The sequence below is a fragment of the Ketobacter sp. MCCC 1A13808 genome, assembly GCF_009746715.1.
Classification (GTDB): Bacteria; Pseudomonadota; Gammaproteobacteria; order Pseudomonadales; family Ketobacteraceae; genus Ketobacter.
This window is the reverse complement of the sequence record NZ_VRKW01000010.1, coordinates 112,724-138,719: the sequence shown is the minus strand read 5'-3', so window position 1 is coordinate 138,719 and position 25,996 is coordinate 112,724. Positions and strand designations below refer to the sequence as shown.

Below are 25,996 nucleotides of genomic sequence, written 5' to 3'. Positions count from 1 at the left end.
TTTATGCTCCAACGTTAAATTGCCCCTCTGGTTGTTCCAGTGGTAGCAGCAGTCTGAAAATGGTTTGACCCGGGCGGCTATCGCATTCCACCAGCCCGTGATGCTGACTTATTATTGATTGAGAAATTGAAAGTCCGAGGCCCGTGCCGCTTGCCCGGCCACTCACCATCGGATAGAACATCGTTTCCTGCATTTCCCGGCTGACCCCAGGGCCGTTATCCTCTATCTCCACCAGCACCAGCAGGCGGTGGCGGACATGGCCAATAGTGAACTGACGCAATGCCCTGGTTCTGAGTACCACGATGGGATTGGCCTGATCCTCGGACTCATTCAGTGCTTGCTTGGCGTTGCGCACAATGTTCAATATGGCTTGTATCATTTGATCCTTGTCGACCCATAGCTCGGGCAGACTGGGATCGTAATCGCGGTGAATCTGTACGCTGTCGGTAGAACCCGGCTCGCCGGTCTCTGCGCTGAGTACCGATCGCACACGCTCCAGAACTTCGTGAATGTTAGCCAGGGCAAGCTTGGGTAACTTGCGTGGCCCCAGCATCTGATCCACTAGGTTTCGGAGACGGTCTACCTCGGCAATAATGATGTCGGTGTACTCCGTCATGGCACCGTCCGGCAGCTCCCTCGCCAGCAGTTGTGCCGCTCCCCTGATTCCCCCAAGCGGATTTTTAACCTCATGAGCTACGCCCCGCACCAGTGCTCGGGTGGCTTGATGGGCGTTAAGAATGTTGTCTTCACGGCTGATGCGCATCAGACGGTCTAGTGGGCGCAGCTCCAGTAACAGACTGTGTGTCTGATTCGATGCAGTGATCGGCGTGATGGTGTAATCCATCGTAACCAGTTGTGGGTTGTTGCCGATAAATACCTGCGCCTCACGTTTGGTAAAGGGGTGCAGATCCCGTAACGCGCTTTGCAGATCCGCTTGCGTACTTTGATCGTTGTCATGAAACAGATGCTGAATCGACGTGCCGAGCAGCTGGGACATGCTTGCCGCCATGAGTTGCTCTGCTGCGGGGTTCATATACATCACACGCAAGTCATCATCCAACAACATAACCGCGGTTGTCAGGTGATCCATAAGCCGGCTGGGTAGCTCGTAATTCTTTGATACCCTTACTGTATTCACTGCTTTCATAGAACCTCGATCGTGTATATCCCGACGATGCAAGAACCAAACCAGCTGTGAATCAGAAGTTAGAGTTTGGTGCATTGATCGCAATTAAGTTAAAGGGTGCCGTCTAAAAACAGGCACTGGACTGCGCTGCCGGAGTGTTAAGCGGCAGAGTTTCGGTTATTTGCGGAGCGGTATAGGGTCAGGTGCCCCGATATGGCTCCTTCTAAGTGAAGGTAGGGTTAATCTTAGCCGAAATGAAGGGGTGGGCGTACCATTTTGGTGCGCCGTGATATTGGTGTGCCCGACTACTTGGCGTTTATATTACTTTTTTTGTGGGATGGCGCTGCGACGGATGTAAAAGGTCAGGGTATCGCTTTTTCCTACCACGTTTTCATCTTTGTCACGAACGGTCGCGGTGACCGCATAAGAGCCTCGTGCCAGATTATCGAACGGGAAATAGGTTGACCTTACCGGCTCGCTCTTCGGGATGCCGTTAAAATAGAGCTGGATGGTGTCGCCAGCGCGCAGGCTGGGGTCCAGTGATACCGATACCGTGGCCTTGCCGCCGTTATTGATGAAATTCTCATCGGGCTGGGGGGAGGTGATTTTGATGTCCTTGTATTCGAAGGCTGTTTTTTCCTGGCTTTCTTCCGGAGTATTTTTGGGTACCGGAATCGCCGGAACCGTGGCAACCGGTTTAACATCCATTTTTTCTGCACCCTTGGTAGGCTCGTCAGTGAATACGGTGTTGCCGTCTTTGTCAGTGTATTTGTATACGGTCTCGGCCTGGGCCGAAAAACTGATTACCATCACTGCGGCCAATAGGGTGGGGGTAAATCGCATGGCAGGTTCCTTTTTAATTGTTCTCTTGATTAAGACACCATATTACCCGGCATAATACAAAAAAAGCTCCCATATTCGGGAGCTTTTTCGCACTTTGGCTACCGGAGTAGCATTAAGTGTAGCTTAGCAAGAATAGTACATTTCAAACTCAACCGGGTGAGTTGTCATGTTCAGTTTCTCTACTTCGCCGCGTTTCAGATCTACGTAACCTTCAATCATGTCCTGAGTGAACACGCCGCCTTCCATCAGGAAGTCTTTGTCCGCTTCCAGTGCGTCCAGAGACATCGTCAGAGTGGAAGAAACCGTCGGGATCGCTTTGGCTTCTTCTGCTGGCAGGTCGTACAGATCCTTGTCGGCAGCGTCGCCGGGGTGAATCTTGTTCTTGATGCCGTCAAGGCCGGCCATCAACATGGCTGCGAAGCCCAGGTACGGGTTTGCAGTGGGATCCGGGAAGCGAACTTCCACACGACGTGCTTTGGGGCCGCTTACCCAGGGTATACGGATAGAAGCTGAGCGGTTACGGGCTGAGTAAGCCAGCATTACAGGGGCTTCAAAGCCGGGTACCAGGCGCTTGTACGAGTTGGTGGACGCATTGGTGAAGGCGTTGATAGCACGGGCATGCTTGATGATGCCGCCGATGTAGTACAGCGCTTCTTTAGACAGGCCCGCGTACTCATCCCCTGCGAACAGGTTTTTGCCGTCTTTAGCCAGAGACTGGTGCACGTGCATGCCGGAACCGTTGTCGCCAACCAGAGGCTTGGGCATGAAGGTAGCCGTTTTGCCGTAAGCGTGAGCCACGTTGTGAACGCAGTATTTCAGGATCTGAACTTCGTCCGCTTTGTATACCAGGCTGTTGGGACCAACGCCGATTTCACACTGTCCGGCAGTTCCCACTTCGTGGTGATGCACTTCGATGGTGAGACCCATTTGTTCCATAGCGGAACACATAGCAGCACGCAGGTCATGCAGTGAGTCAACGGGAGGAACAGGGAAGTAACCGCCTTTAACGCCAGGACGGTGACCAATGTTGGCGCGGTCAAATTCTTCGTGAGAAACCCAGGCTGCTTCTTCAGAGAAGATAGAGTACATGGAGCCGCTCATATCGGATTTCCAGCTCACAGAGTCGAATACGAAGAACTCTGGTTCAGGGCCGAACAGGGCGCTGTCTGCGATACCGGTAGACACCAGGTATTCTTCTGCGCGGCGGCCAACAGAGCGTGGGTCACGCTCGTAACCTTGCATAGTGGAAGGTTCAACGATGTCGCAACGCAGGTTCAGCGTGGTTTCATCAGTAAAAGGATCGATCACCGCAGTGGTGTCGTCTGGCAGCAGAATCATGTCGGATTCGTTAATGCCTTTCCAACCGGCAATGGAAGAGCCATCGAACATTTTACCTTCGGTAAAAAAGTCGTCTTTAACTTCAGTCACCGGCAAAGAGACGTGCTGTTCTTTACCGCGGGAATCTGTGAAACGTAGATCGACCCAGCGAACATTATTTTCTTTTATAAGATTTAGAGTCTTTGCAGACATTCTGATGTGTCCTCCGATTGGATTATAAAATTAGGGGGTTTGACCATGGGAAGCAGTCTTCTGACGAGTCCCCCCTCGGGAAGCGACAGCCCCAACCGAAACTGTTCGGGTGTGTTTGGTCTTGCCTCACAAGAAGGCAAAATATATGCCATTGGATATGGAGTTGAAAGGGGTAGTGCCCGCTTTTGGTAGTTTTTTTTCCGGACGGGCTTGTTGCACATTTTGTGGGGGGCTTGTGAGGGGGCCTGAGGCTTCATTTTGGAAAGTCTACAGGCGAGAACGCGCAAGGCGAAAAATTCATCGCCGGTGAGTGCGCTATTGTGGGGCGTTATTGCTGTTCTGCGCTTTATAATGGTGCGTTATGCTCGCTGCTGGTGCATTGCCGATACGGTCTGATAGTAAAGCCCCATGAGAAAGTGCAGGGCTAATCGCCTTCGCAAACCTCAATCACCACGGTGATATCCCGATCCGCCTGATCGGTAGATAATACTTTGTGGCCATTGACCCGGCACCAGGCAGGAATATCGTGAAGCACGCCGGGATCGGTGGCCAGGATTTTAAGATGGTCCCCAACCGGCAATTGCTGTATAGCGGTCTGGGTTTTGATTACGGGCATCGGGCACAGTAGCCCTCGGGCATCCAGTTCATGTTCGGTCATGTTTGCTCCTCCGGCCGACATCATACCAGAGTTCAGAAAGAACCGGTCTCTTGATCAGATGCAGCGCATGGTGAAATCATCATCCTTCTTTGCCAGAAAGTTGCCCACCAGGGACTGACAAAAGCCAAGGGATTCCTGCTTCGTCAAACCCCATAACAAAATGACGCCTGCCAGCTTATCCTGCACATCCTGCATATGAACATAGTGGGTGCTGGCCTGTTCCAGATTGAACATACGCTGATATTCTGACTCCATCTTGGACTTGCATTCATATTTGATCTCGGAGCAATTCGGTGAGTTCTCACAGATTTTATAAACTTCATCAATGACCGAGTTTTTCTCACACTTTCCAGTATCAAAGCGTTGTCCGATAGCAACAAGTTCGACATCCCGTTGCGGAAAATCCAGTGCATAGCGTGCTTCGCCATAGCTGATAATGCGCTCCTGAAAAGGCAGGCCATTAATGGAATAAAAATAAAGAAAAGTTACAACAATCGCGCCAAGAATTAATGAATTTTTCATGCCTGAACTTCTTGTATGTTAGGCCTTGAGCCGGGCTGGCACAGATCATTGTGTCCGGCCCGGCCGGGCTCCTGATATAGCCGACAACACTCGCTGCTGCCGACACTTCCCCCCAAATAGGACTGCTGGCTACTCTATCGATCTGGATGTTTATTGGCCAGAAAAATGGGCGTTAGGTCACTCTTTTTAACAATTCAAGGCCAACTGTTTGATTGGCTTTGGGGTTATGTCAGCGAAGGTAACCGGGTGGTTGTAATCTGTAGAGCGGGGCCGAATTCCTACGGCCCCGTCGCCACCGGCCAACCGCTGCTATCCCAAACCAAATCCGAAATTCTTAAATTCGGTTCCCCTGAATAAGCGCGATAAGCATGGTACAGGTTGTACGCCTTGTTGCCACTGAAGATTACCGAATTGTGGCCCGGTCCTTGCCAGCTGTAGTTACCGGATACGATCTGAGTGCCCCCGCCGTCCATCATGCTTCGGCCCTGTTTGTCGATGTAGGGGCCGAGTACACTGGTGGCGCGCCCTACGCGAATATTGTAAGTGCTGTTTGCGCCGTCACAGCATTTGTCAAACGAGACAAACAGATAATAGTAACCGCAGCGCTTTACGATGACGGGTGCTTCGATAGCTCCGCCGCCCCGTGATGCTAGTGAATGTACGATGTTGTCTGATCGGGATCCGTCGGGGTTTAGCATGACCATTTTGATGCCGTCCCAGAAACTGCCAAAAGACATCCAGGGGGTGCCGTTGTCGTCCACTACGATGTTGGCATCGATGGCGTTGTAGTTGTCGCGATCGGTGCTACAGATGACCGGGCCATGGTCATTCCAGCTTCCCGCGCCCATGCTGCTGCGGCTGGCGTGTCCAATGCAGGAATGGTTGCTCCCGAAAGTGGAAACGGAATAATACAGGTGAAATTGACTATTAAATCGGGAAAGGTCCGGTGCCCACAGGTTTTTCACGCCCGGCACCCGTTGTTGCCACCAGTTTGGCGAATTGCCTTGCTGGAATGCGCCAGCAGTGCCTTCCCAGTAGGTCAGGTTGGTGGAGCGTTTGCCCGGTAACACCAAGCCATCCGCTTCTGATCCGGTCTGAAGAATGTAGTAAGTGCCATTGTCTTCGATAATGGTGGGGTCGTGGGTGATCAGGTTTCCACTGAGATTGAGCGATCCGGGAGGGCTGCTTGGGTTGTACTCGCCGACATCGCAGGTGTTGCCAGTGGGTGGATCAGGCTCTGGTTGCGGGTCCGAACCGGGTGTGGGGTTGTTGAACGCCAATACGGTAATTGGCAATAAAAGGCTGCTGAGTAGAAAAAGGGCGCGCATGGGGTAGGCTCCGTTGGGGGTTCCGTTTGTGCTTTTATTGGTGTGTTTATTCTGGTGGCGTAGTCAATTTAATTAAGCACACCGGATGCTGGTGTATTTGGAGCAGGTTTTCATGCGGGGACGAGGGGGGTGGCTATAGTCAGTGGTAAATTGGCCGGATCGACTTTGATCCGGCGGACTTCGACCGAGACGCCATGCCCCCTGACAGGACGGTGTATAGGAGCGTCCGAGCTCTGTGAAGTTGCGGTTATAAACGTGGTTCATTTGCAGGCGGGTGCTAATCAGGTCTGTCCAGATCCGGTCCCAGCTAAGATTCAGCCGGTTGGGCGACATGTTTGCACCGGACAGATCCGAATCCACGGTGCCGTCATTATCGGAATCGTATTCGCCGCGAATAAAGGAGGAACGTAAACCAACGGTGTCCACTTCCGATGCGAACCAGTTCAGGACTAATTCAATGCCGTCTATTTCTGTCTTCTCACGAGCCACGCTGTAAATGTCGAATACGCGCCAGTTGTCATTCAGTCTATAGGTCGCGCCGTGGAGTACTTCAACCCGTTCCAGCATTAGCGGGTCAATGGTATAGCCGTCACGGGAACCGTCCCGCAGTGGATTGCTTTGGGGTACACCATCAACCAGATATAAGGGGTCGCGGCCGCGAAGGGTTTCACCATAACCGGTGAGCTTTTGGCGGCTGGGAGCAAAGCTGGGAATCATGTTACCCAGAATCGTGGAAAGGTCTGGGTTGATGTTGATTTGTTGGTCCAGCTCGTCGTCATCAATCACGGTGACCGTGTTGGGAATGGTGCTGAGTGGTTTTTCGGCCCGGTTTGCGGTAACCACCACTTGTTCCATTTTGGTTTTGGCTGAATGGGTTTCTTGATCGTCGTTGGCCAGGCCCGGCTGTGTGGCGCCCAAAGCAGAAGCCCCGGCTAACACAAATGATATAGATTCTTATTTGCATTTGGGGCGGTAGTGTATAGAATGCGATTAAGTGACGATTGCGTGATGGGCATACCAAGCGTAAATCGGCGTAGCGCTTAACGAGTAATTGGTAGGTTAACTAAAGAGCGGAGAGCTTTTGTGAAATTTATCTGTGACCATCACCGTGAAATCTATTCCAGTGATCCTCAGGCAGCACTGAATTTTTGGACCAAAACGTTATGCTTGGCCAGACAACGGGCGGTTCAATCCTTATGGGGGGAGGCCAGCGTTATCTATGGTAACGCTTTTGAAGCGGCTGAAATCCTGTTAAATGGTGATGATTGCGATCAGCGGGCTGTGGCCCGTTATCTGCAAACCTCGGCCGAATTCGCTTACGCGTTACGCAAAAATACCTGTGTCAGTGAAGTCGGGCAGTTGATCGCATTGGTGCGTAACCGGCTTTGCGAGATGATCCCGTTGCAGGAACTGGATTCCCGCTTACAACCTTTACTGGATATGACAGTGCGTCCGGAAGTGGAAGTCAATGAAGAAATAGAGCTGGCCCTGGTAATGGAAGTGGGGCGATCCCAGACACTGCACTAGTATCATGGGCGGCATTAACTTCGGCCCGGTGTGGTGCCGAAATGCCGCCTATAGGCAGTCACAAAATTGGAAGTGTGGTTGTATCCCGCCAGGTAGGCGGCCTCTCCGATGCTCATTTCTTCACGCTCCAGCCCTTTGCGCACCCATTCCATTCTACGGTGGCGTATGTAGTCCGCCACGGTGCGCTTATATTGGCGTTTGAATTGTCGTTGCAGGGTGCTGACACTCATACCGGAATGGCACGCCACCTCGCCGATACCGGCAATGGTGCTGAGATTGGCTTCGATGTAATCGCGGGCACGGTTCAGGGCCCGTTGGTTGGGGCAGTTGTCCTGCTGATCCGTTAGGCGCGACAGGGAGTCTGCCAGAATTTCCAAAGCACGACTTTCTATCAATAAACTCTGTTGTAGTGCCGTCGGGTAGCTGGGGTTCAGAATCTGTTCGGCCAGCGCAATCAGGCGGCGTGAGGCCTGCCAGGAGACCAGGTTAGTCGGTCCTTTTAGTAGATTGGAAGTCTGGTCTATTAATAGGGCGTCGTTGCCGATGTATCGTTCAAGCCAAGAGCTGTCCACCGACACATTAATTTTCCGTAGGTAGCGGCCCTGCCGGACGCACCGCTTTAGGGTTCGGGGTTGGTTGCCGAACAGGGCAAAGCATTGCGGTGTCCGGCTGTCACGCACATCAAAGTAGTGGCGTTCGCCGTTGGCAAAGAACTCCAGTTCGCCGTTCAGAATGGCTGTCACCCCAATGCCGGGTGGCAGTTCGAATTCGGAATCCACATCGGCCAGCTCGGTGGAGTCACAGGTGTGAATCATCATGCCGGAATCGTAGCGTGCCAGCATAAAGCTGCCCTGCAGCACATTGTTGTTACCGCTTCCAGACCGAATTCTGGGTTCGCGAACGGCGACACCGGCATTGCCGGCAAGCCCGTTCAGGGTTTCCATATTGACGCAGTCTGATGATTTCACGGTCACTGACGATCTCTCACATTCAATTGGCGATTTTGCATAACAGTTAGCACTGCATCTGCCGCCGGTTTTTTATACCATAGATGATAATGAATCTCATTTTTATTATGTAAATCGATTTGCTGTTATTTGGGAGTGGGTATGAACAAAAGTCATGTTTTGGGGCCTTTGCTGGTCGGTGTTACTGGGATGAGCAACCCGCTGATGGCCCAAGAAGACGCTGCAACACTGGACGCGGTGCAGGTCTGGGGTACGGAGGTGCATACTTCATCGGTGGATTTGGATGATGAGGCCATCGCCATTCGGCAATCCGACCATATTAGTGATTTGTTGCGCCCGCTGCCGGGTGTCGATGTGGGGGGCGCTCATTCCCTCAACCAGCGCATTACCATCCGCAGCATGGACGATAAGGATTTGAACATCACCATTGATGGCGCTAATCAGAATAACTATATGTATCACCATATGGGTAACCTGCAGATCAACACCAATATCCTCAAATCCGCCGAGATTGCGGTGGGGAATAATTCGGTGGTGAACGGTGGTTTGGGTGGCGCAGTGCGCTTTAAAACCAAATCCGCCGATGAACTGTTGATGCCGGGGCAGCAGGTGGGGGCTCATCTCAAATACACGTTTAACAGCAATGCGTCGCAAAGTTATTCGGCAACCGGTTATGGCAATATCACGGACAGCATCGATATTCTTGGTTATTACAATTTGATAGAGCGCGATAATTTTGAGGTGGGTGGTGGCGAAATCAGGGATTTTCAAGACAACGTGGTGCCTGGCACTGATGGCACGGTACGCGGTTTGGAGGGTGAGCTTGATGATGCCCTGATTAAGTTGGGTTGGGATATAACCGAAGGCCAGCGTTTGGTGTTGGGGTACGAAACCTACACCGATGAAGGAGATTACAGTTACCGTCCGGATATGGGCTTGTCGACCGACCTGGCCATTGCGGTGGGCCTGAATACTCCGCTTGAGTTTCCTACGGAATATACCCGCGATACCCTGACCCTGAATTACGATGTCGAAGTCGGGGAAAGCACTTTTTTTGAAACCACGGTTTTTCAGAATACCAGTGAGTTCTGGCGCGATGAAAGTGGCCTGTCCCAGTCGACCGCAGGTTTTATTGCAGCCTCTGCAGCGATTACCCAAGGCGAAGCCGATAACACCGGTATCAAAATTCTCGGTAAAACTGAAATCGACGGTACTATTACCCACGGCCTGGTATACGGGCTGGATAGTGTGAAATACGAAACCAATTACCGCTCACAACCGCTGTCCGGTGGCTTGGTGGAGTCCAATGAAGAAGCCACGGATTCGGCGCTGTATATCGAGGACAAGATTGGTTTCGGTAACGGTATTTCGGTAACGCCGGGAGTGCGCTATAGCGTATACGATATAGAATCCACTGTGGTCACCGAAACCTACGATGACGTAACCGGAGCGTTAGCGCTGGAATACGAAGCTGCCAATGGCTTTTCGGCGCGGGCCAGCACCACGCAGTTATTCAAAGGGCCGGAACTGGGTGAAATATTTGTCGGTGCCGGTATTGATGACGCACCTAACCCGGATATTGAAGCGGAAACCGGATATAACCACGAGCTGTTTTTTGGTTTTCAGGAAGCGGCCTGGAGTCTGGATCAGTTCAGTATGGGGATTACCTTCTTTCAGACTGAGATAGACGGCTACATTTACGATTATGCAGCGTCGCAGACCACTGGCTTTTCCGGTAAGGATAATGTGGGTGATATGACCAACGAAGGGTATGAAGCTTACATTGGTTTTGATTACCGTAACCTGAGTGTGCTGTGGACCTATGCCCGCGCCAACAGTGAGTTGTCTGCTTTTGCTGAATACAGCTATCTGCAAGGTGCACGTCTGGACCGTGAACAGGGCAACAGCCGTAGCCTGAGCGTGGATTATTTTGTGGCATCACGGGACCTGAATTTGCATTGGGATATGCAATTGGTGAATGATCTGCCGGCGGGGGCTGATCTGGACGGAGCCTCTTTTGATAATGCCAAAGAGGGGTATATGGTGCATAACATCTCGCTGCGCTGGACGCCGGCACAATGGGAGGGGCTGGATCTGACTCTGGGGGTGGATAACCTGTTTGATGAATACTATGCATCACAATCTTCGCGTACCGGGCTATCCAAGCATCCGTTGTTCGGCGATTTGTTCCTGCTGGATTATGAGCCGGGTCGCAATGTGAAGGTGTCAGTGGGTTATCGGTTTTAAATGAAATTGTTCCAACAGGTTGATAAATGAGTTTAATCAGTAGCGGGATTAACGCAAAGTTAAACAGCACAGGGCAGGCCTTAACCAGACTGTTCTGCGTTTTTATTTTAGGGGTTGTGCTGTCAACGCAGGTGAAGGCTGCTCCGGTCACGGTGACCGATATCGTGGGCCGTAAAGTCACGTTGTCACAGCCGCTAGAGCGTTTTGTGATGAGTGAAGGCCGCTATGTAATGGCGTTGGCATTGGTGCGTCCCGGTAATCCGGTTAGCGGATTAAAAGGCATGATGCAGCCGGTGTCCTGGGCTTATCCGAAATTGGAAAAGCAAGTGTTCGAACGCTTCCCCGAGGCTAAAGACATTGCGCTGTTCGGTGCTAATGACCAAAGCAGCCTGTCGGTGGAAAAGCTCATTGACCTGAAACCGGAAGCCGCCATTTTCGGTATTCAGGATCACGGGCCGGGCTCCAAAAATAAAGAACTGCTGGATCAGCTACAGGCGGCGGGGATTAAAGTTATCTTTATTGATTTCAGAATGGACCCTCTGCATAACACACTGCCCTCCCTGAAGATTCTCAGCCAGTTATTTGCGTCCGAACAGCACGCAAAAAAATACATCGATTTTTACCAGAAAAAGCGCGATCACATCGCCGCTACGGTAGCTAACACCAAAACAAAACCCGGTGTATTTCTGCAAGCCCATCCTGGCCGCTTTGATTGTTGTGTGGGAATGGCCGACGGGATGTTAGGGCCGTTTGTGGGCTTTGCCGGTGGTAATAACATTGCTGACGCAGTGGCCCCTGGTCCGGTTTCCAAACACACGATGGAATTTTTATTGGTTGAAGATCCGGATGTGTGGATCGGTACTGCATCCGCCAGTCCGGACGATTTTGCCAAAGGACAGAATGGCGTGACCCTGGGGTTGGGAGTGGACCGCGCGACTGCTCAAAAAAGTCTGGATCAATATCTGTCGTCGAAAGAGTTTCAGGCGTTAACGGCAGTGCAAAAAAAGCGCGCCCATGCAATTTGGCATAACTTCTATAATTCCCCGCTCAATATCGTGGTGCTGGACGCGTTCGCCCGCTGGATTCATCCGGAGTTATTCCCCGACCTGGACCCGGAACACACGATGTCCACTATTTTTGCGCAGTATTTACCATTCGATTGGTCCGGTAGTGCGACCTCAACGAACAGCCGATAGTTATTAAGCCTGCGATGCAATCAGACTCTCTTCAATCCCGGTACCGGCAACTTTGGTTGCGGCGGGCAACTATTGTGTCGGGATTATTGCTGGCAATCGTATGTAGCTTGTTGTTGGATGTTAGCGCCGGGCCAGCGCAATTGGGCTTGGCTGATGTGTTCAAGGGCATCATCGCTCCCGACAGTTTATCATTACGTCATCGTATTATTCTGATTGATGTGCGACTGCCGGATGCATTAATTGCGTTGGCGGTGGGTGCAGCGTTGGGGCTGGCCGGCATTGAAACCCAGACTGTATTGAATAACCCGATGGCCAGTCCTTTCACTCTGGGAATTTCTTCTTTTGCTGCGCTAGGGGCCAGTATAGCGATTATCGTGGTGCCCGCTGTCGGCATGGAGGTGGGCGCGGGCTTGGTATTTGCGCTGCCCGCACTCGCGCTGTTTTTTGCGTTGCTTTGCGGTGGCCTGGTTTTGATATTTTCCCACCTCACCGGAGGGGCCCGTGAAAGTATTATCCTGCTAGGAATGGCGTTGTTTTTTTTGGGTAATGCGTTAACTGCAGCCATTCAATATGTGGGCAGTGCAGAAGCGGTTCAGCAAATCGTGTTCTGGAGTATCGGTAATTTGACGAAAGCGGGTTGGACGGAACTGCTTATTGTGTCTGCCTGTGTCGGCATAATCTTGCCCTTCAGTATGCAGCACGTGTGGGTTATGACGATGATGCGGGCTGGTGAGGCGCAGGTGATGAGCCTGGGTTTGAACGTTCCGCGCATCCGTATGCTGGTGATTGCCCGTATATCGGTTTTAAGTGCTTTTGCGGTGTGCTTTGTGGGTGCAATCGGTTTTGTAGGATTGATCGGACCCCATATCGCGCGGTTATTACTGGGTGAAGACCATCGCTTGCTGGTGCCGGGTGCCGCAATGTGTGGTGCGTTGATTCTGTCTCTGGCGTCGTTTTTATCCAAAATACTGATACCGGGAGCCATCGTTCCTGTGGGTATCCTCACCGCGATTATCGGGGTACCGGTATTTGTGCTGTTGGTGTTATCCCGGCGCAGCAGGTTGTAATGATGTTCTGTGCTGAGCAAATTCAAGTGTTTTACGGAAAGCAGCAACGACTGTTTGATGTCAGTCTGCCAGCCCCGGAAGAGGGCGATGTGATTGGTCTATTGGGGCCTAACGGTGCAGGCAAGTCGACGTTAATGCGGGCGTTGGCGGGATTTCAGAAGTATCAGGGAAAGATCGAGTTTGACTCCGACCTGCAAGCGCAGCTGGCGTATATGCCACAAAATCCGCCGCAAGAATCGTCTCTACTGCCCTATGAGCTGCTGTGGAGTGCGATCCGGTCGTTAGGCCTAGCCTGGTCGGACCAGCAGCTTGCAGGCAAAATAGAGGTGCTTTTCCGGCGCCTGGGTTTGAGTGAAGTGGCGATGTCACCTATGTATTCCTTATCCGGAGGTAAGCGGCAGTTGGTGGGGTTGGCGATGGCCCTTATCCGCGACCCGGCGATCATGTTACTGGACGAACCGACCTCAGCACTGGATCTGCATTGGCGTATGGTGGTTCTGGGGCTGGTACAGGGCCGGGTCAAGGAGCAGGGTGGCATGGCGATTGCCGCTCTACACGATCTGGATCTGGCGGCGCGCTATTGCAACAAGCTGGTTCTGCTGAAGCAGGGCCGGGTGATAGCGGTGGGCACGGTTGAAGAGGTGCTGACACCGGCTTATATAGCGGAAGCATTTAACGTTGAAGCCCGGGTTGAGTGTGGCAGCCAGGGTTTCCCCATGGTGGAAATTATCCGGCCGTTATAACCCTAATGAATCCCTATTGGTGTGGTGCCCGTTTTCGGGCATTGCTTGGCGCGGGAATTAGCCCCGGGGCTGAGTTGGTGCGGGGCGCTGAAATCAAACCCGCTTGTTGCATTCACTTATTCCGCGATTTTTACCGGCTTTGATTTAAAAACACCGGTTTGGATGCTGTTGGTCGGAGATTTACTTCGCATTTGCAAAGGTGGATCGTTTTTTGCCTGTCTCTTCAAAATACCAATATAGTGCAAGGCGGATAGCCGAGGAAAAAGACCAATGAGTGGAAATTCAGCCCGAGTTCAAGCGATTAACGAGATTACCAAGCGTGTACCTATGTCGGTGGAAATGCCGGACACCTTGAAATCGATCTGGGCGTGCGATGTATTTAATCTCGCGACCATGGAAGATTCCCTGTCCAAGAAAGCGTTCAAAGCTATTAAGAATACCGTGCAGACAGGGGCCGCTTTAGACCCCGCGACCGCGGATGTGGTCGCCGCTGCCATGAAAGACTGGGCAATGTCGAAAGGGGTAAAGTTCTTTTCCCATATATTCTATCCCATGACCAACGCAACCGCTGAAAAGCACGACGGTTTTATAATCACCAATGCGGATGGCGCGGCCATAACCGAATTCACCGGAAGCTTATTAATAAAAGGCGAACCGGACGGATCCTCTTTCCCTAATGGCAGCCTGCGCATGACCAATGCCGCCCGCGGCTATACTGCCTGGGACCCGACCAGTCCGGCTTACATCATGGAGACCGACAACGGTGCTACCTTGATGATCCCCAGTGTATTTATGTCCTGGACCGGAGAAGCACTGGACAAGAAAATCCCCTTGTTGCGGTCGAATTGCGCGATGAATGAAGCGGCGCAAAAAGTGTTGTCACTGATGGGGGAAACGGAGATTGCGACACTGAATTCCAGTTGCGGTGCCGAGCAGGAATACTTCCTGGTAGATGCTTTGTTTGCCAACGCCCGGCCGGACTTGCTGTTGGCAGGACGTACTTTGTTTGGTGCAGCACCCGCCAAAGGCCAGGAGTTTGATGACCATTATTTTGGGGCCATACCTGAGCGGGTTCAGGTATTTATGCAGGACTTCGAAAACAAATTGTATCGCCTGGGCATTCCCGCCAAAACTCACCATAACGAAGTGGCGCCCGGACAGTTCGAAATCGCCCCGTACTTTGAGTCGGCCAACGTCGCATCGGACCATCAGCAATTGATGATGACCATTTTGAAGGTGACAGCCAAGCAGCATGGCTTTATGTGTTTGTTACACGAAAAGCCGTTTGCCGGTGTGAACGGTTCGGGCAAACATGTGAACTGGTCTGTGGGTAATGCGACCCAGGGCAACCTGCTTGATCCCGGTAATACGCCAAACGAGAACCTGAACTTTTTGTTGTTCTGTGGTGCGGTAATCCGCGGTGTACACACCTATGGACCGCTGTTGCGGGCGGTTATTGCTACTGCCTCCAATGATCATCGGCTGGGCGCCAATGAAGCACCACCCGCCATTATTTCAGTCTATTTGGGCGATCAGCTTGAAAAGCTGTTTCTGGATATCAAAGAAGGCAAGCTCGAAGCCACCGCCAGTGGTGGTTTGATGGACCTGGGTTTGGATCAGATCCTGAAATTCGAACGCGATCCGGGTGATCGTAACCGAACCTCGCCCTTTGCATTTACCGGAAACCGTTTTGAATTTCGTGCAGTGGGATCGTCTCAGTCTGTATCCGGCCCCCTGGTTGCTATGAACACCATCCTGGCTGACTCACTGGAGTGGGTAGCGGACCAGTTAGAGAAAGCGTTAAGCACCGATTCGAATCAGGTCTTGGCTGTGATCACTGTGCTCAAAAAACTCATGGATGAGCACGGCAACGTGGTGTTCGGTGGGGACGGGTATTCTTCTGAATGGCATACCAAAGCGGTGGAAGAGCGCGGCTTGAAAAATCTGCCCACTTCAGCCGATGCCCTACCGTATTTGCGTGATCCCTCCATCGTAGAATTGTTTGAAAGCACCGGTGTGTTAACCCCGGTGGAATTAAAAAGCCGCTTTGATGTTTATGCTGAACAGTACATATTATCTATCGAAGTAGAAGCCAAGTTGGTGATAGATATGGCCAAAACCACGATTTATCCCACAGCTATGAGCTATTTGTCGGATTTACTGGCGGTGGTATCAGAAGGCTCCGGGTTAGGCATCACTGTGGACGCCAGCACGGCCAAAACCATTGCGGAAGAAAGCAATGCCATGATGACAGCCGTAGCTGAACTCAGTGATGCCCTGGCGCAACACGATTTCGATTCTACGGATGCCCATATGAATCACTGCGCCTTTACTATCCGGCCGTTGATGGACAAAATCCGGGAGCATGGTGATCTATTGGAATGCGAAATTGCCGACGAGTTATGGCCTTTGCCGAAATATCGGGAGATGCTGTTCATTAAATAAATTTTTATGCAGTTCTATTAATCTATAAATCGCAGTGCTTGTTATAATCCCTCGTTTGATTTCAAATTAATACTCAAAATAAGAATAAAAACGGGGGAAGTCATGGGCAAAAAATGGGGGTTGTGCGCGATTTTGATTTTGGCTTTGATTGGGTGCGACCACGGGAAAGATCTGCCTTTGATAAGTCGTTATATTGCAAAGAATGTGTGTGGTGCAATTTGGCAGGAAGGATACAGTGAATCTGCAGCGATTGATTACGTAAGTAACATAGCACCGCCGTTAAAAAATAGCTGGACGATTATGGTGGCAGACCAGGCTTCGGTATCGGTTCGTAATAATTGGTTTGCCTGGTTAAACATCGAAACTGCGATGCCCATCGTATCCGAGGAAGTGAGTGTGTGCCGCAATGACTACGCTGGTGTTTCCAGGCAAGCCAGCACACACAACGATAGCCCGCAGAAAATAACTTCCTATGTAAAAGCCGAGTTTGTGGACGTTACCAACCAGCACAGTGAGATACAGAATTATCTGAAACAGGTAATTGCCGTGGGAGCACCGGAACACACCACGGCCATCTTGGTGCTACACCGAAATCAGGTGGTGGGGGAAGTGTATCGTGATGGCATTGGCGCTGCCTCTGCGTTAAAAGGGTTTTCAATGTCAAAAAGTTTTGCCAACCTGTTGGTGGGTAGGTTGGCAGATCAGCAGAGATTGAACGTGAATGAGCCGATGCTGTTGGCTGATTGGTCCACTGACGAGCGCGGCGCAATTAGCTGGGATGACAGCTTGCGGATGAGCAGTGGATTGTTGTGGCATGAAGCTGCAATCGGGGCGGACAATGACCAGGGGCAAATGCTTTACAATAATCCGGCGCCGTCTGTTTATGCCAGAACTAGACCCTTGGCGGTACAGCCTGGCTCTGAATTCAATTATTCCAGCGGCGATTATATGAATATCGCCACAGGCCTGGTGCAAATGCGGGATTGGTTTGATCCCGGTTGGTATTTGGGTGAGACATTCGCACTGGAATACGGGCCAACCGGCCAGATACCTTTATTAGCCGAAGGTGTGTATCTTACCACTCGCGGCTGGGCGGCAATGGCATCGCTATATATGCATGGGGGCATATTGGCAGGGCAAAGGGTATTGTCCGCGGAGTGGGTTGATTACAGTCTCCGACCCAGCGCCACCAATTTTGATTACGGCGCGGGTATCTGGTTGAACCGCGGGCAATCGTTGTTTCCTGGTTTGCCCGCGGATACGTTTGCGTTTATTGGTTCCTACGATCGCTACACCGTTGCACTGCCGCAGCACGATGTAGTGGTGGTGCGGTTTGGTTTTAGCGCGCAGCCCGGTGATTTCGATATGCAGGACTTTATTCTGAATATATTGGACCGATTACCACCGGAGTAGAAGGAAGTCCCGAATTTCGAATCTGCGATATTAATCCAGCTCAAACTCCATCTTCGTGAGTAACCGGGAGGTTAAATCCTGTTGCGCCGATGAACCGAAGAGATAAGCTCCAACATTTCTGTCTTGTTTAAGATGGTAATCCAGCCAAGCGGTGAAATAGCGGCGGGATAAGCGTTGCAAATGATCTGTTGTGTCAATCAATGCACTGCAATCGAAAGATTGCCCCCCCGTGTTGGCGATACTGGATGCGTCATTAAAACCGACGTGGTTGCCACCATTGATATTGATCACCTGTTTCGGGCTGAAATCCAAAGCATCATAAAATGCGATGGCGTCTTTATCGCCGGTTATGCAGTCATAGTTAGCTGCGTGAATTTGCAGCGGAGTCTTTACCGCAGTCTCGCCGGGGATCGGAAAATCGCTCAGTGTTGCGTTGCTGCCAGAGCTTGCGGGGTTAATTGCCGGAGCGAGTGCCACGGCCGCACTCAGATCCATATAAACAGCCGCTTTAATCGTTGCTGCGCCGCCCAGTGAATGGCCCATGATGGCTCGTTTGCTTAGATCGAGGTGGGTGTACAGCGGGCTGTCCGGGTCATTGTTTTCTTTTTCCAGGGTCTCGAAGGCGCTGGCAAACCCCGCTTCGTGTTGAGTGGTTTTGAAAGTGAAGGGCATGGGAACCGTAAAAATAAGCACGGTGTAACCGTGGGATGCCAGATGATTGCCAACCCACGTATAGTATTGCTTTCGGGCACCGAGGCCGGGTGAGAATGCGATAGCCGGTGTGTTGTCTGCCTGTTCCGGGTAGTAAATTGTGGCGCCGTATGATCCTCTGTCATTGTTGAATCCGGTATCAAATGTCCTGACCGAATACGAGCCCGGTTCATCCAGTGCCGTTGGCTCGGGGGTGGTCTGCGGCGGTGGGCCCGGATCGATGGGCTTCTGGCAGCCACTGATAAAAGATAACGCGAACATGATAAGGCTAATCCAAATATAGGGACGAGCCGTTTTTTTTAAAATCGCTTTCATGGCAGGTAAATCCTTCAGTTGTATTTATTATTGTTTTTTCTTGGTTGTGTCGATATTCAATTTGTAGGCTTATAAGTGGGTGCTGTGACCCATAACCCCAGTGTACATTGGGCCCAGGCACAAAGTCATGGTCCAGGGTACAAGGGATTGATCAGGCTGTGGTGCAACGAATTCGTTTACGCTTTAGGATAAATTACGGATTGCTTTATTCAGGTTTTGTCTTGCCCGAACCTCCAAGTGATTATGAAAGTAGTCTGTGTGGTATATTCGTTCGCGATCAACAAAGCCTTGCAATATTTCCTTTCGCTTAGCTTTATATAGCGGTTCTGGCACCCATTTATATTCTTCGCGAACATTACATTCAAACTGTTCGTAAGCGGATTCCGGGCTGCCCAGAATAGTCAGGTCGATATCCACCATCAGGGTTTCGTCTGCCTGCTTCAAGCTCGCACAGTGGAGGGTCGCCATAATCAGATTGTGCACCCGGTCAATGCGGTCTTGTATTACGGCATGTTGTTTTAAAAAACCCGCAGCCCAATCGGCACTGTCCAGTTCGTTGCTGGATGACACCGGGTTATAGATGGCGTCGTGAAACCATAACGCCAGCTCAATTTCATCCGGCTGTTCTGCCAGATACTGTACGCAATCCAGCTGTTTTAGTGTGGCATCAATATGGATTGGGTTGTGATAGTGGCGGTGTGGTTCGGAGTAGGATTTTAGTAGAGCATCAAAGGTGTTCTTGTTAGGCGGTAGTTGTAGCCGCTGCATCAATTGTTTCCAGCGTTGGAAGTCCATATAAATTCTCGGTATGAAAGCCTGTGCAGTAAGAAAATTTGTGCCGTCAGGATGGTCCGGCTTCGTTAATCAAAACGGAGTAGCATCGTCTGGAGTAGAGCCAAACGCCGTTTACTTTGATCAGCTCATCTTCGTAGCACCCGGTAATTTTTTTTACGCTGCCGGTTTTAAGCAAGAGGATTTCCCGACAGTATAAGCGGGCGGTGGCACTGTTGTCGTGTGCGACAATGGAACCGATTTCTGAAAAGAAAGCCATCCTTTCCAGGTTTTTCCATAGCCCATCCCATTGCGCTTTGAGCATGGATTTTCCCTGGATTTTTTTTCCAAATATTTCCCAAACGGCGGCGTCACTGAAATTGGCAAGCCAGGCTTCGGCATCCTGCTGAAATACCGCGTCACTATAAGCGCCGTATCGTTCACGAATAAGTGTTCGGTCTTCAATTGATCCTGCAAACATTAAACGTCTCCATCTTATTGTTGATTGCAGGCCAGTATGGCATGGGTTGGATGCAGCTTACAGTAGGGTGTGGATCAGTTGTCGGAAGTTGGGTGCGTGGATTATTTGAATGGCTTATTTAAGAGTCATGCGCACCCATTATTCAGCCTCATCCATTTCATCCATAATGCGATGACGTTCCTGGTGATAACGCTCTTCGTCGTGGAGGTCTTTCCAGTACGGCACGGCATAGATCATGGCTTTGGGCACCTTATGTTCTCTCACCACATAGTTGCGGATCGCGATGACCTGTGCATTTTCACCGGATACCATTACCGAGGGTGTGCCACGCAGCCATGCCAACTCTTGAACGGCGTCTATCAACAGCCGGCTTTCACCGGCCCGACCCTGTTCCCGCACCAACCAGCGCAATTCGATTCCCGGCGGGTGCGGCGTTTCAATTTCTTCGTTCGCCGCACCAACTTCAATCAGCGCGTAGCCTGTGGCGTGCGGCGGCAACGAATCCAGGGCCGCTGCGAAAGCGGCATAAGAGCTCGGGTCGGCGACGAGTAAATACCAGTCTGCACCGGGTTTCACTCGCTTCGGTCCACCCGGTCCTGCTAATCCCACCGCATCACCGGGTTTGGCACTCTCTGCCCATAGTGATCCGGGCCCTTCGCTGTGCAGTACAAAATCCACGTCCAGCTCACCTTGCTCCGCGCGGAACTGACTGACGCTGTAGGTGCGGGTAATGGGGCGTTCATCTGCGGCTGGCCAGACTGGGCCATCCGGGCCCAATGTGGGTAGTTTCGGCACTGTTTGGTGAGCACGGGGAAACATCAGTTTGATGTGGTCGCCGCGGCTATCCTCGGGAAACTCATTGAGCTCTGTGCCGCCCGGTTTCGTCCCCAAAGTAATACGGACTAATTTCGGATTCAGTAAAGTGGAGCGGACCACCTGCAAAGGTCGGGGCGGTAAACGGCGAGGTTTGGACATTGAACTTTCTCTTGATCGGAGCCGGGCTGAATTTAGGTCAGGGTCAAACTATAAATGATAACTATTATCATGTATAGTTCTTCACCCACTCTTTGGGTTTGAGTCAAAACATTCGTCGTCGGTGGGGCCGTGTCAGCGGGTAGTAGAGTTATGAATAAAAAACGTCTTTGGTTTCAATTGCATGGCTGGTTCTCCCTGCCGATCTGGTTGCTGTTCGCCTTTATTTGTATCACCGGTACGTTGGCTGTTGTGAGTCATGAAATAACCTGGCTGATCCATCCTGAAGCGCGCGCCGAAAACCCGCAGAACTTGCCTGCAAAGCCGTTGCCGGAGTTGAAAGCAGCGGTTGAAAAAGCCTATCCGGGCGCGGATGTGGGTTTGGTTTATACCATGGAGCCCTATCTGGTCACGGCGTTGAGCTTTACCACGAAAGAGATACCTTCTGCGTTCGCTTATGTGAATCCTTATACGGCAGAAATACAGGGTATGAGTCAGGGCATCACACTGATCGGGTTTTTGCGGGGGCTTCACGGTTGGCTGCTGTTTCCGTGGCAGAACAGTTATAGCGTCGGATACTATCTGGTGGGGGCCATGTCCTTTGTGGTGTTAGGGGCGTTGATCACCGGCTTGGTGGTGTATAAAAAATTCTGGCGCTCCCTCACTCAACCCCGTTTGCGTAAAGGCAAGGGGGCGCGCATTTTGCTGGGTGATCTGCACCGCTTAGGCGGTGTATGGTCGATCTGGTTTTTATTGATTATGGGGTTCACCGGGTTCTGGTATCTGGTGCAGGGAATTCTGTGGCATAACGGTATAGATATCTGGCCCCATGAAGATCCAATGAAGCTGGGCTCGGTTCCGGTAACGGAAAGTCTGGCACCGACACCGGTTACCCTTTCCGATGCGATGGAAAGCGCGTTGGCTGCGGTTCCGGAACTGAGACCCGCCAGTATCAATCTGCCGGAGCACAATCGCGATTATTATACGTTTAGCGGTTATGGCGATTCGTTCTTCTTTGATCGTTATTCCTATCAGGTCAAGGTCAATCCCTGGAGTGGAGAAGTCAGCGCCATTCGTACTCCATCGACTATGAATTTTGTGCAAACCATGTCGCATCTCGCGGATCCTTTGCATTACGGCACTTTGCTGGGCCCGTGGACCAAAGCAATCTGGTTTATTTTCGGTCTGATACTGAGCGGCATGTCAATCAGTGGCTTTATGATTTACAGCAAGCGCACGGTGAAAGCAGGACGCAGTAAAAAGCCGGTTCGTGAAACGCCAAGCAATATTGCACCGGGTGTTTCAGAGCCTGTGGAGGGGGTGCAATAATGACCAAAGCTAAACGCACGTTATGGCACAAATCCCGTTATTGGCTGAATGGGTTGGTGATCATTGCGCCGGTGTATTTTTTATATACGTCTTTGACGCCACCGGCCCTACAGGAAGCATGGGAAGAGCAATCCATCGGGCCCTTCACTGCGACACCCACGCCGGCAAATGGTGAGCCGCCGTACCTGCACGACGGGGAATCAGTAAAAGATTTCAGTGTGAAATTTTGTGATGGCTGCGTGGAAAAAATCCGTTATGCGTATATGAGTGTTGGTGAGCGGCCAGCACCGATACCGCGAGGCGGAGAAGGGATATTGCATGGTAATAGGGTAACGCAACACGTGCATGCACCATATCCTGCGGAGCTGAACGCAGCAGATAAACTGTGGGTTTCGGTGCAGGAGTGGAATGGCAAAATTCATCATGGCGGCTGGTCACTGGATACCCATGCTGCGGTGGGGCAGGCAACAGGCAAGGCGTCCTCAGCAGACCAAGTGGTACAGCAGTAAAGCGGATTATCCGGCGCAATAAAAAGCCCCGCTTTCGCAGTGGGGCTTTTCAGTTTACAGCAGTTCAGAAGTTATATCGTGCGTTTCCGGTGACGTTCAAACGCTCGCCATAGGTGCAGTCAGAACCTTCATTAAGACTTTCATATTTACCCCGGATGGATGCGGCCTTTTTTCTTCCAGTTCCAATAAAGTGTTCCCAATTTTTGCGCTCATCGCAAAGTACTCCTTAGTAAATCAAGGAGGCCAATGCCAATGATGAATATCATCAATTATATTTGTTGGGTTTCTGACCCCTTTGGCGGGAGCGGCGCGCTTCCTGCCCTTATTGGGCAGGTTCCGTCACAAACCCTAGCTTATCGATTCCTGCGCGTTGGATAGCGGCCATCACCTGCACCACATTTTCATAGGGCACGGTTTTATCGCCCCGCAGGTGAATTTCCGGTTGCTTGGTTTGCTGGGCCGCTGCCGCCAGGCGTTGCTCTAACTCTTCAAAATTCACAACATCTTCGTTCCAGTGAATCTTGCGGTCGTCGGTCACGGCGATACTGACCGTTTCCGGCTTGATTTCGTTGGGTGTGTTGTCTGCCTGGGGCAGGTCCACTTTGACCGAGTGAGTCAGTACCGGAACGGTAATTATGAAGATGATTAGCAGTACCAACATGACGTCCACCAGGGGGGTCATATTAATCTCGCTCATGACTTCTTCGTTGTCATCTAGTCCGCCGCCGAAAGCCATGTTAGTGACCCTCTTTTCGCGGAGTGAGCGGAAGCACTTTGTCCGATGTGTTCTTTTTCGACATCGGAGATCCTGTCAGAAAGAACGCGTGTAACTGATGTGCAAACCGGTTGATCTTACCCAACAAAAGCTTGTTGTTGCGCTGCAGCGCGTTGTATCCCAAGACCGCGGGGATTGCGACCGCCAAACCGAAGGCCGTCATGATAAGCGCTTCGCCCACCGGGCCGGCTACTTTATCAATGCTGGCTTGGCCGGATACGCCAATTCCCACCAGCGCGTGATAGATGCCCCAAACGGTACCGAATAAACCCACAAACGGCGCGGTACTGCCGACGGAAGCGAGAACGGATAAACCTTTCTGCAAGCGTTCGGTGCTCTCATCTATGGAGCCACGTAAACTGGCGGTCAGCCACTCGGTCAGTGGTAGCTGGCCGTGCAAATCGTTGTGGTGCTGACTGTGATGGTCGCGAGACATTTGCCCGTCTTCTACCAGCTTTTTGAATGGGTTCTGGTATCGGCCACTGCTGATCAGTTGAATTCCTTCACCCAGGCTGCGAGCGTGCCAGAAATTATGAGTGCTTCGTTCAATGCGTCGTAAGCGTAGTAATCCGATGCTGCGAACGACAATTACATACCAGGAGATGATCGACATCGCCAGCAACATGACAGCAACGGTTTTGATTACGATATCACCCTGTTGCCAGAGTGCGGCCATGCCGTAAGGACTGGATTCCATATTTTATACCTCTTATGTAATTTGCTGGTTAGCCCCGCAAGGAAAATTTAACCGGCTGTAAATAACGAAACTCGATGGCTTGATCGCCTTTCTTCGCTGGTGTGTAGCGCCAGCTTTTCACTGCTTTTACGGCCGACCGATCTAATCTGGGGTAGCCGCTGGATTCCTTGATGGTGACGTCAGCCACTGTGCCGTCGGGCAATATTAATAACTCCAGCAATACTTCGCCTTCTTCCCCTCTGCGTCTTGATGAGGAAGGATAAGCCGGAGCCGGATTGTGATGGTGCTGAGCATCAACCCGGGGAGGGGTTACCGGCGCACCTTTGCTTGTGTTCGGCTTTTCGCTATCAATATTGGGTGCCGGAGGCGGCGCCGGTGGCGTCTCTTCCGCTTCGGTTACGTCTTCCACCGGCTCGGCGATGGGTTCGGGCTCTGGTTCCGGCGGCGGTGGCTCTGGCGGTGCAACCACGGGCTGCGGTTTTGGCTTCGGTTTTGGCTTGGGCTTGGGCTTCGGTTTTGGCTTCGGCTTGGGTTTGGGTTTGGGTTCGGGCTTAGGCTTAGGTTTGACTTTTTGCGCAGCCGGAGCCTGAACCACCTCTGCCGCCGGAGCCTGTACGATTACGCCGCTTATAGTGGGTGGTATGACCTGAGGCGGAGAATCTGACGGCCACAGTGCTGCTGCGCCCAACGCTGCGCCGTGGGCAAGAAACACCAGCACCAGAATTAGCCAGTTACTCCATCGGTTGTCCACGAAAAATTCCTGTTGAAAAATGCGGTTAAAAAGCGTGAATGAGGTCTTTAGGGCGCGGATTATAAATGATAATTGTTCGCATCTCTAGTGGGTAGGTGAGCAGTACTGTATAAAAAACGTAACCCGTCAGGTAGTTTGATGAGAGGAGGTGGGGGGGGCATAGCAAGGTGGACCCGCATACGCGACCTGAGGAGAGCTAACCCAGGGTTGCGGCCTTTTCGCACGGTTATAACTCTAACTCAACCCGAGTGTCGCCATAGGTGATATACGCTGTTGAGTACGGTAACCGATCTTTTTTACAGTTTAAATTCCCATATGAAACCCAGTTTGGATAAAAAAGACTGGTCCAATGAAAGCGGGTATTTATTGGAATATGCTCACATGGGTTGCGTACGGCACTGTAGAGTAAGGCATTCAACTCTTTGTCAAGATAAACGCTTTTATGCACTCTTAATTCAATGCAGCCGTCTATATCTTTGCACGCAGCATTGACTGGAAAATCGATCACCAAGCACTGTTGGTTTAACATTTTTTTTGATACTAGGCGAGAGTCGGTTGAATTACATAGTGGCCGAGACGATAGCATCTCAATGAATTCTTCACTGCCTAATTGAACGTTTCTATTGTATTTGTTGCTTAGCGCATATACATAAGCGTCGGCAACGGATGCTCTCACTGCTTCGCCATATTTCATTAGCATCGGTGTTTTTCGACCAGTGGAAATGTCCCTTTCTTTTGCGCCGGCATTTATTAAAAAGAACGTGCTGATAAACAAAAAAATTAAAAGATAGTTAAACATTTTCACTCCATAAAAATAATTGAATTCCTTTTGGGGTGCCTTGGTCAAGCCAACATTAACCCCATCCCTGGTTTGCTTTTAATTATGTAGTATTTTTTGTCGGGGTTTCCAGACTTTAACGTGCTGACGAGCTTTGGATAGCACGGTGGCACCACGCAACGCCCCCGTATTGAATTTAGTGGCTAGATGTATACCGCGCCTTAAACAGTAAGGTGGTTTCTGTCAGTGAATTCAGTAACAGAGTTGAAATAATTGGTGTAGCGTTGGATAAAT

At 51.3% G+C, this 25,996-nt stretch carries 25 protein-coding genes; 9 read left to right on the top strand and 16 right to left on the bottom strand.

The genetic code is table 11. The annotated features are described in order from the left end of the window. Position 1 precedes the first annotated feature (1 nt). The 7 genes from glnL to FT643_RS17120 form a co-directional block, all read right to left on the bottom strand. Positions 2–1,147: a nitrogen regulation protein NR(II) gene (gene glnL, locus FT643_RS17150; RefSeq protein WP_156872649.1), complete on the bottom strand. Its 1,146-nt coding sequence runs from the start codon at positions 1,145–1,147 to the stop codon at positions 2–4. 300 nt (positions 1,148–1,447) lie between these two features. Next, positions 1,448–1,969 carry a DUF4124 domain-containing protein gene (locus tag FT643_RS17145; protein ID WP_156872648.1) on the bottom strand — a complete coding sequence of 174 codons (522 nt, stop codon included), beginning with the start codon at positions 1,967–1,969 and terminating at the stop codon, positions 1,448–1,450. Between the two features lie 123 nt (positions 1,970–2,092). After that, on the bottom strand, positions 2,093–3,499 hold the full coding sequence (gene glnA / locus FT643_RS17140; RefSeq protein WP_156872647.1) for a glutamate--ammonia ligase: 1,407 nt from the start codon (positions 3,497–3,499) through the stop codon (positions 2,093–2,095). Between the two features lie 424 nt (positions 3,500–3,923). Further along, positions 3,924–4,157 carry a sulfurtransferase TusA family protein gene (locus FT643_RS17135; RefSeq protein ID WP_156872646.1) on the bottom strand — a complete coding sequence of 78 codons (234 nt, stop codon included), beginning with the start codon at positions 4,155–4,157 and terminating at the stop codon, positions 3,924–3,926. Between the two features lie 54 nt (positions 4,158–4,211). Continuing rightward, positions 4,212–4,679, bottom strand: coding sequence for a hypothetical protein (locus FT643_RS17130; protein ID WP_156872645.1), 468 nt, complete (start codon positions 4,677–4,679; stop codon positions 4,212–4,214). Positions 4,680–4,957: 278 nt separating this feature from the next. Then, positions 4,958–6,007 (bottom strand): arabinan endo-1,5-alpha-L-arabinosidase, encoded by a 1,050-nt coding sequence (locus FT643_RS17125; protein WP_156872644.1) that lies wholly within the window; start codon positions 6,005–6,007, stop codon positions 4,958–4,960. Positions 6,008–6,079: 72 nt separating this feature from the next. After that, positions 6,080–6,925, bottom strand: coding sequence for a TonB-dependent receptor plug domain-containing protein (locus FT643_RS17120; protein WP_232340284.1), 846 nt, complete (start codon positions 6,923–6,925; stop codon positions 6,080–6,082). Positions 6,926–7,090: 165 nt separating this feature from the next. Between FT643_RS17120 and FT643_RS17115 the strand changes: the two genes are divergently transcribed. Beyond that, a complete protein-coding gene (locus tag FT643_RS17115) occupies positions 7,091–7,534 on the top strand; it encodes a hypothetical protein (protein ID WP_156872643.1) in 444 nt (147 codons plus the stop codon). 14 nt (positions 7,535–7,548) lie between these two features. Here the strand turns inward: FT643_RS17115 and FT643_RS23945 are convergent, their stop codons facing one another. Next, complete coding sequence (locus tag FT643_RS23945) at positions 7,549–8,502, bottom strand: helix-turn-helix transcriptional regulator (protein WP_156872642.1); 954 nt, start codon at positions 8,500–8,502, stop codon at positions 7,549–7,551. Positions 8,503–8,643: 141 nt separating this feature from the next. Between FT643_RS23945 and FT643_RS17105 the strand changes: the two genes are divergently transcribed. The 6 genes from FT643_RS17105 (at position 8,644) to FT643_RS17080 (ending at position 17,613) form a co-directional block, all read left to right on the top strand. Next, a complete protein-coding gene (locus FT643_RS17105; RefSeq protein ID WP_156872641.1) occupies positions 8,644–10,749 on the top strand; it encodes a TonB-dependent receptor domain-containing protein in 2,106 nt (701 codons plus the stop codon). Between the two features lie 26 nt (positions 10,750–10,775). Continuing rightward, entirely contained in the window at positions 10,776–11,945 is a 1,170-nt protein-coding gene (locus FT643_RS17100; RefSeq protein ID WP_156872640.1) for an ABC transporter substrate-binding protein, read from the top strand. Positions 11,946–12,019: 74 nt separating this feature from the next. Further along, positions 12,020–13,012, top strand: coding sequence for a FecCD family ABC transporter permease (locus FT643_RS17095; RefSeq protein ID WP_317622051.1), 993 nt, complete (start codon positions 12,020–12,022; stop codon positions 13,010–13,012). Further along, positions 13,012–13,755, top strand: coding sequence for an ABC transporter ATP-binding protein (locus tag FT643_RS17090; protein ID WP_156872638.1), 744 nt, complete (start codon positions 13,012–13,014; stop codon positions 13,753–13,755). The genes FT643_RS17095 and FT643_RS17090 overlap by 1 nt, the downstream gene beginning before the upstream one ends. A gap of 270 nt (positions 13,756–14,025) precedes the next feature. Continuing rightward, positions 14,026–16,200, top strand: a complete 2,175-nt coding sequence (locus tag FT643_RS17085; RefSeq protein WP_156872637.1) for a glutamine synthetase III family protein — start codon at positions 14,026–14,028, stop codon at positions 16,198–16,200. A gap of 102 nt (positions 16,201–16,302) precedes the next feature. After that, entirely contained in the window at positions 16,303–17,613 is a 1,311-nt protein-coding gene (locus tag FT643_RS17080) for a serine hydrolase domain-containing protein (RefSeq protein ID WP_156872636.1), read from the top strand. 30 nt (positions 17,614–17,643) lie between these two features. Here FT643_RS17080 and FT643_RS17075 read toward each other — a convergent pair whose 3' ends face one another. The 4 genes from FT643_RS17075 to FT643_RS17060 form a co-directional block, all read right to left on the bottom strand. Beyond that, on the bottom strand, positions 17,644–18,639 hold the full coding sequence (locus FT643_RS17075) for an alpha/beta hydrolase family protein (protein ID WP_156872635.1): 996 nt from the start codon (positions 18,637–18,639) through the stop codon (positions 17,644–17,646). A 183-nt stretch (positions 18,640–18,822) separates the two neighbouring features. After that, a complete protein-coding gene (locus FT643_RS17070; RefSeq protein ID WP_156872634.1) occupies positions 18,823–19,434 on the bottom strand; it encodes an HD domain-containing protein in 612 nt (203 codons plus the stop codon). 46 nt (positions 19,435–19,480) lie between these two features. Continuing rightward, the gene (locus tag FT643_RS17065) at positions 19,481–19,891 is read right to left on the bottom strand and encodes a YybH family protein (protein ID WP_156872633.1); all 411 of its coding nucleotides are present in this window, start codon (positions 19,889–19,891) and stop codon (positions 19,481–19,483) included. Between the two features lie 138 nt (positions 19,892–20,029). After that, entirely contained in the window at positions 20,030–20,866 is an 837-nt protein-coding gene (locus FT643_RS17060) for a siderophore-interacting protein (protein ID WP_156872632.1), read from the bottom strand. Between the two features lie 150 nt (positions 20,867–21,016). On the opposite strand from FT643_RS17060, the gene FT643_RS17055 reads away from it, so the two are divergent. After that, positions 21,017–22,192 carry a PepSY-associated TM helix domain-containing protein gene (locus tag FT643_RS17055; RefSeq protein WP_156872631.1) on the top strand — a complete coding sequence of 392 codons (1,176 nt, stop codon included), beginning with the start codon at positions 21,017–21,019 and terminating at the stop codon, positions 22,190–22,192. Beyond that, a complete protein-coding gene (locus tag FT643_RS17050; RefSeq protein ID WP_198043636.1) occupies positions 22,192–22,701 on the top strand; it encodes a hypothetical protein in 510 nt (169 codons plus the stop codon). The genes FT643_RS17055 and FT643_RS17050 overlap by 1 nt, the downstream gene beginning before the upstream one ends. Positions 22,702–23,023: 322 nt before the next feature. On the opposite strand, the gene FT643_RS17045 is transcribed toward FT643_RS17050, so the two are convergent. From FT643_RS17045 to FT643_RS17030, 4 genes are all read right to left on the bottom strand, one after another. After that, positions 23,024–23,437: an ExbD/TolR family protein gene (locus FT643_RS17045; protein WP_156872630.1), complete on the bottom strand. Its 414-nt coding sequence runs from the start codon at positions 23,435–23,437 to the stop codon at positions 23,024–23,026. A gap of 1 nt (position 23,438) precedes the next feature. After that, positions 23,439–24,173, bottom strand: a complete 735-nt coding sequence (locus FT643_RS23940) for a MotA/TolQ/ExbB proton channel family protein (protein ID WP_156872629.1) — start codon at positions 24,171–24,173, stop codon at positions 23,439–23,441. A gap of 28 nt (positions 24,174–24,201) precedes the next feature. Continuing rightward, positions 24,202–24,924 (bottom strand): energy transducer TonB, encoded by a 723-nt coding sequence (locus FT643_RS23720; protein ID WP_198043635.1) that lies wholly within the window; start codon positions 24,922–24,924, stop codon positions 24,202–24,204. A gap of 226 nt (positions 24,925–25,150) precedes the next feature. Then, positions 25,151–25,723 (bottom strand): hypothetical protein, encoded by a 573-nt coding sequence (locus FT643_RS17030; protein ID WP_156872628.1) that lies wholly within the window; start codon positions 25,721–25,723, stop codon positions 25,151–25,153. Between the last annotated feature and the right edge of the window lie 273 nt (positions 25,724–25,996).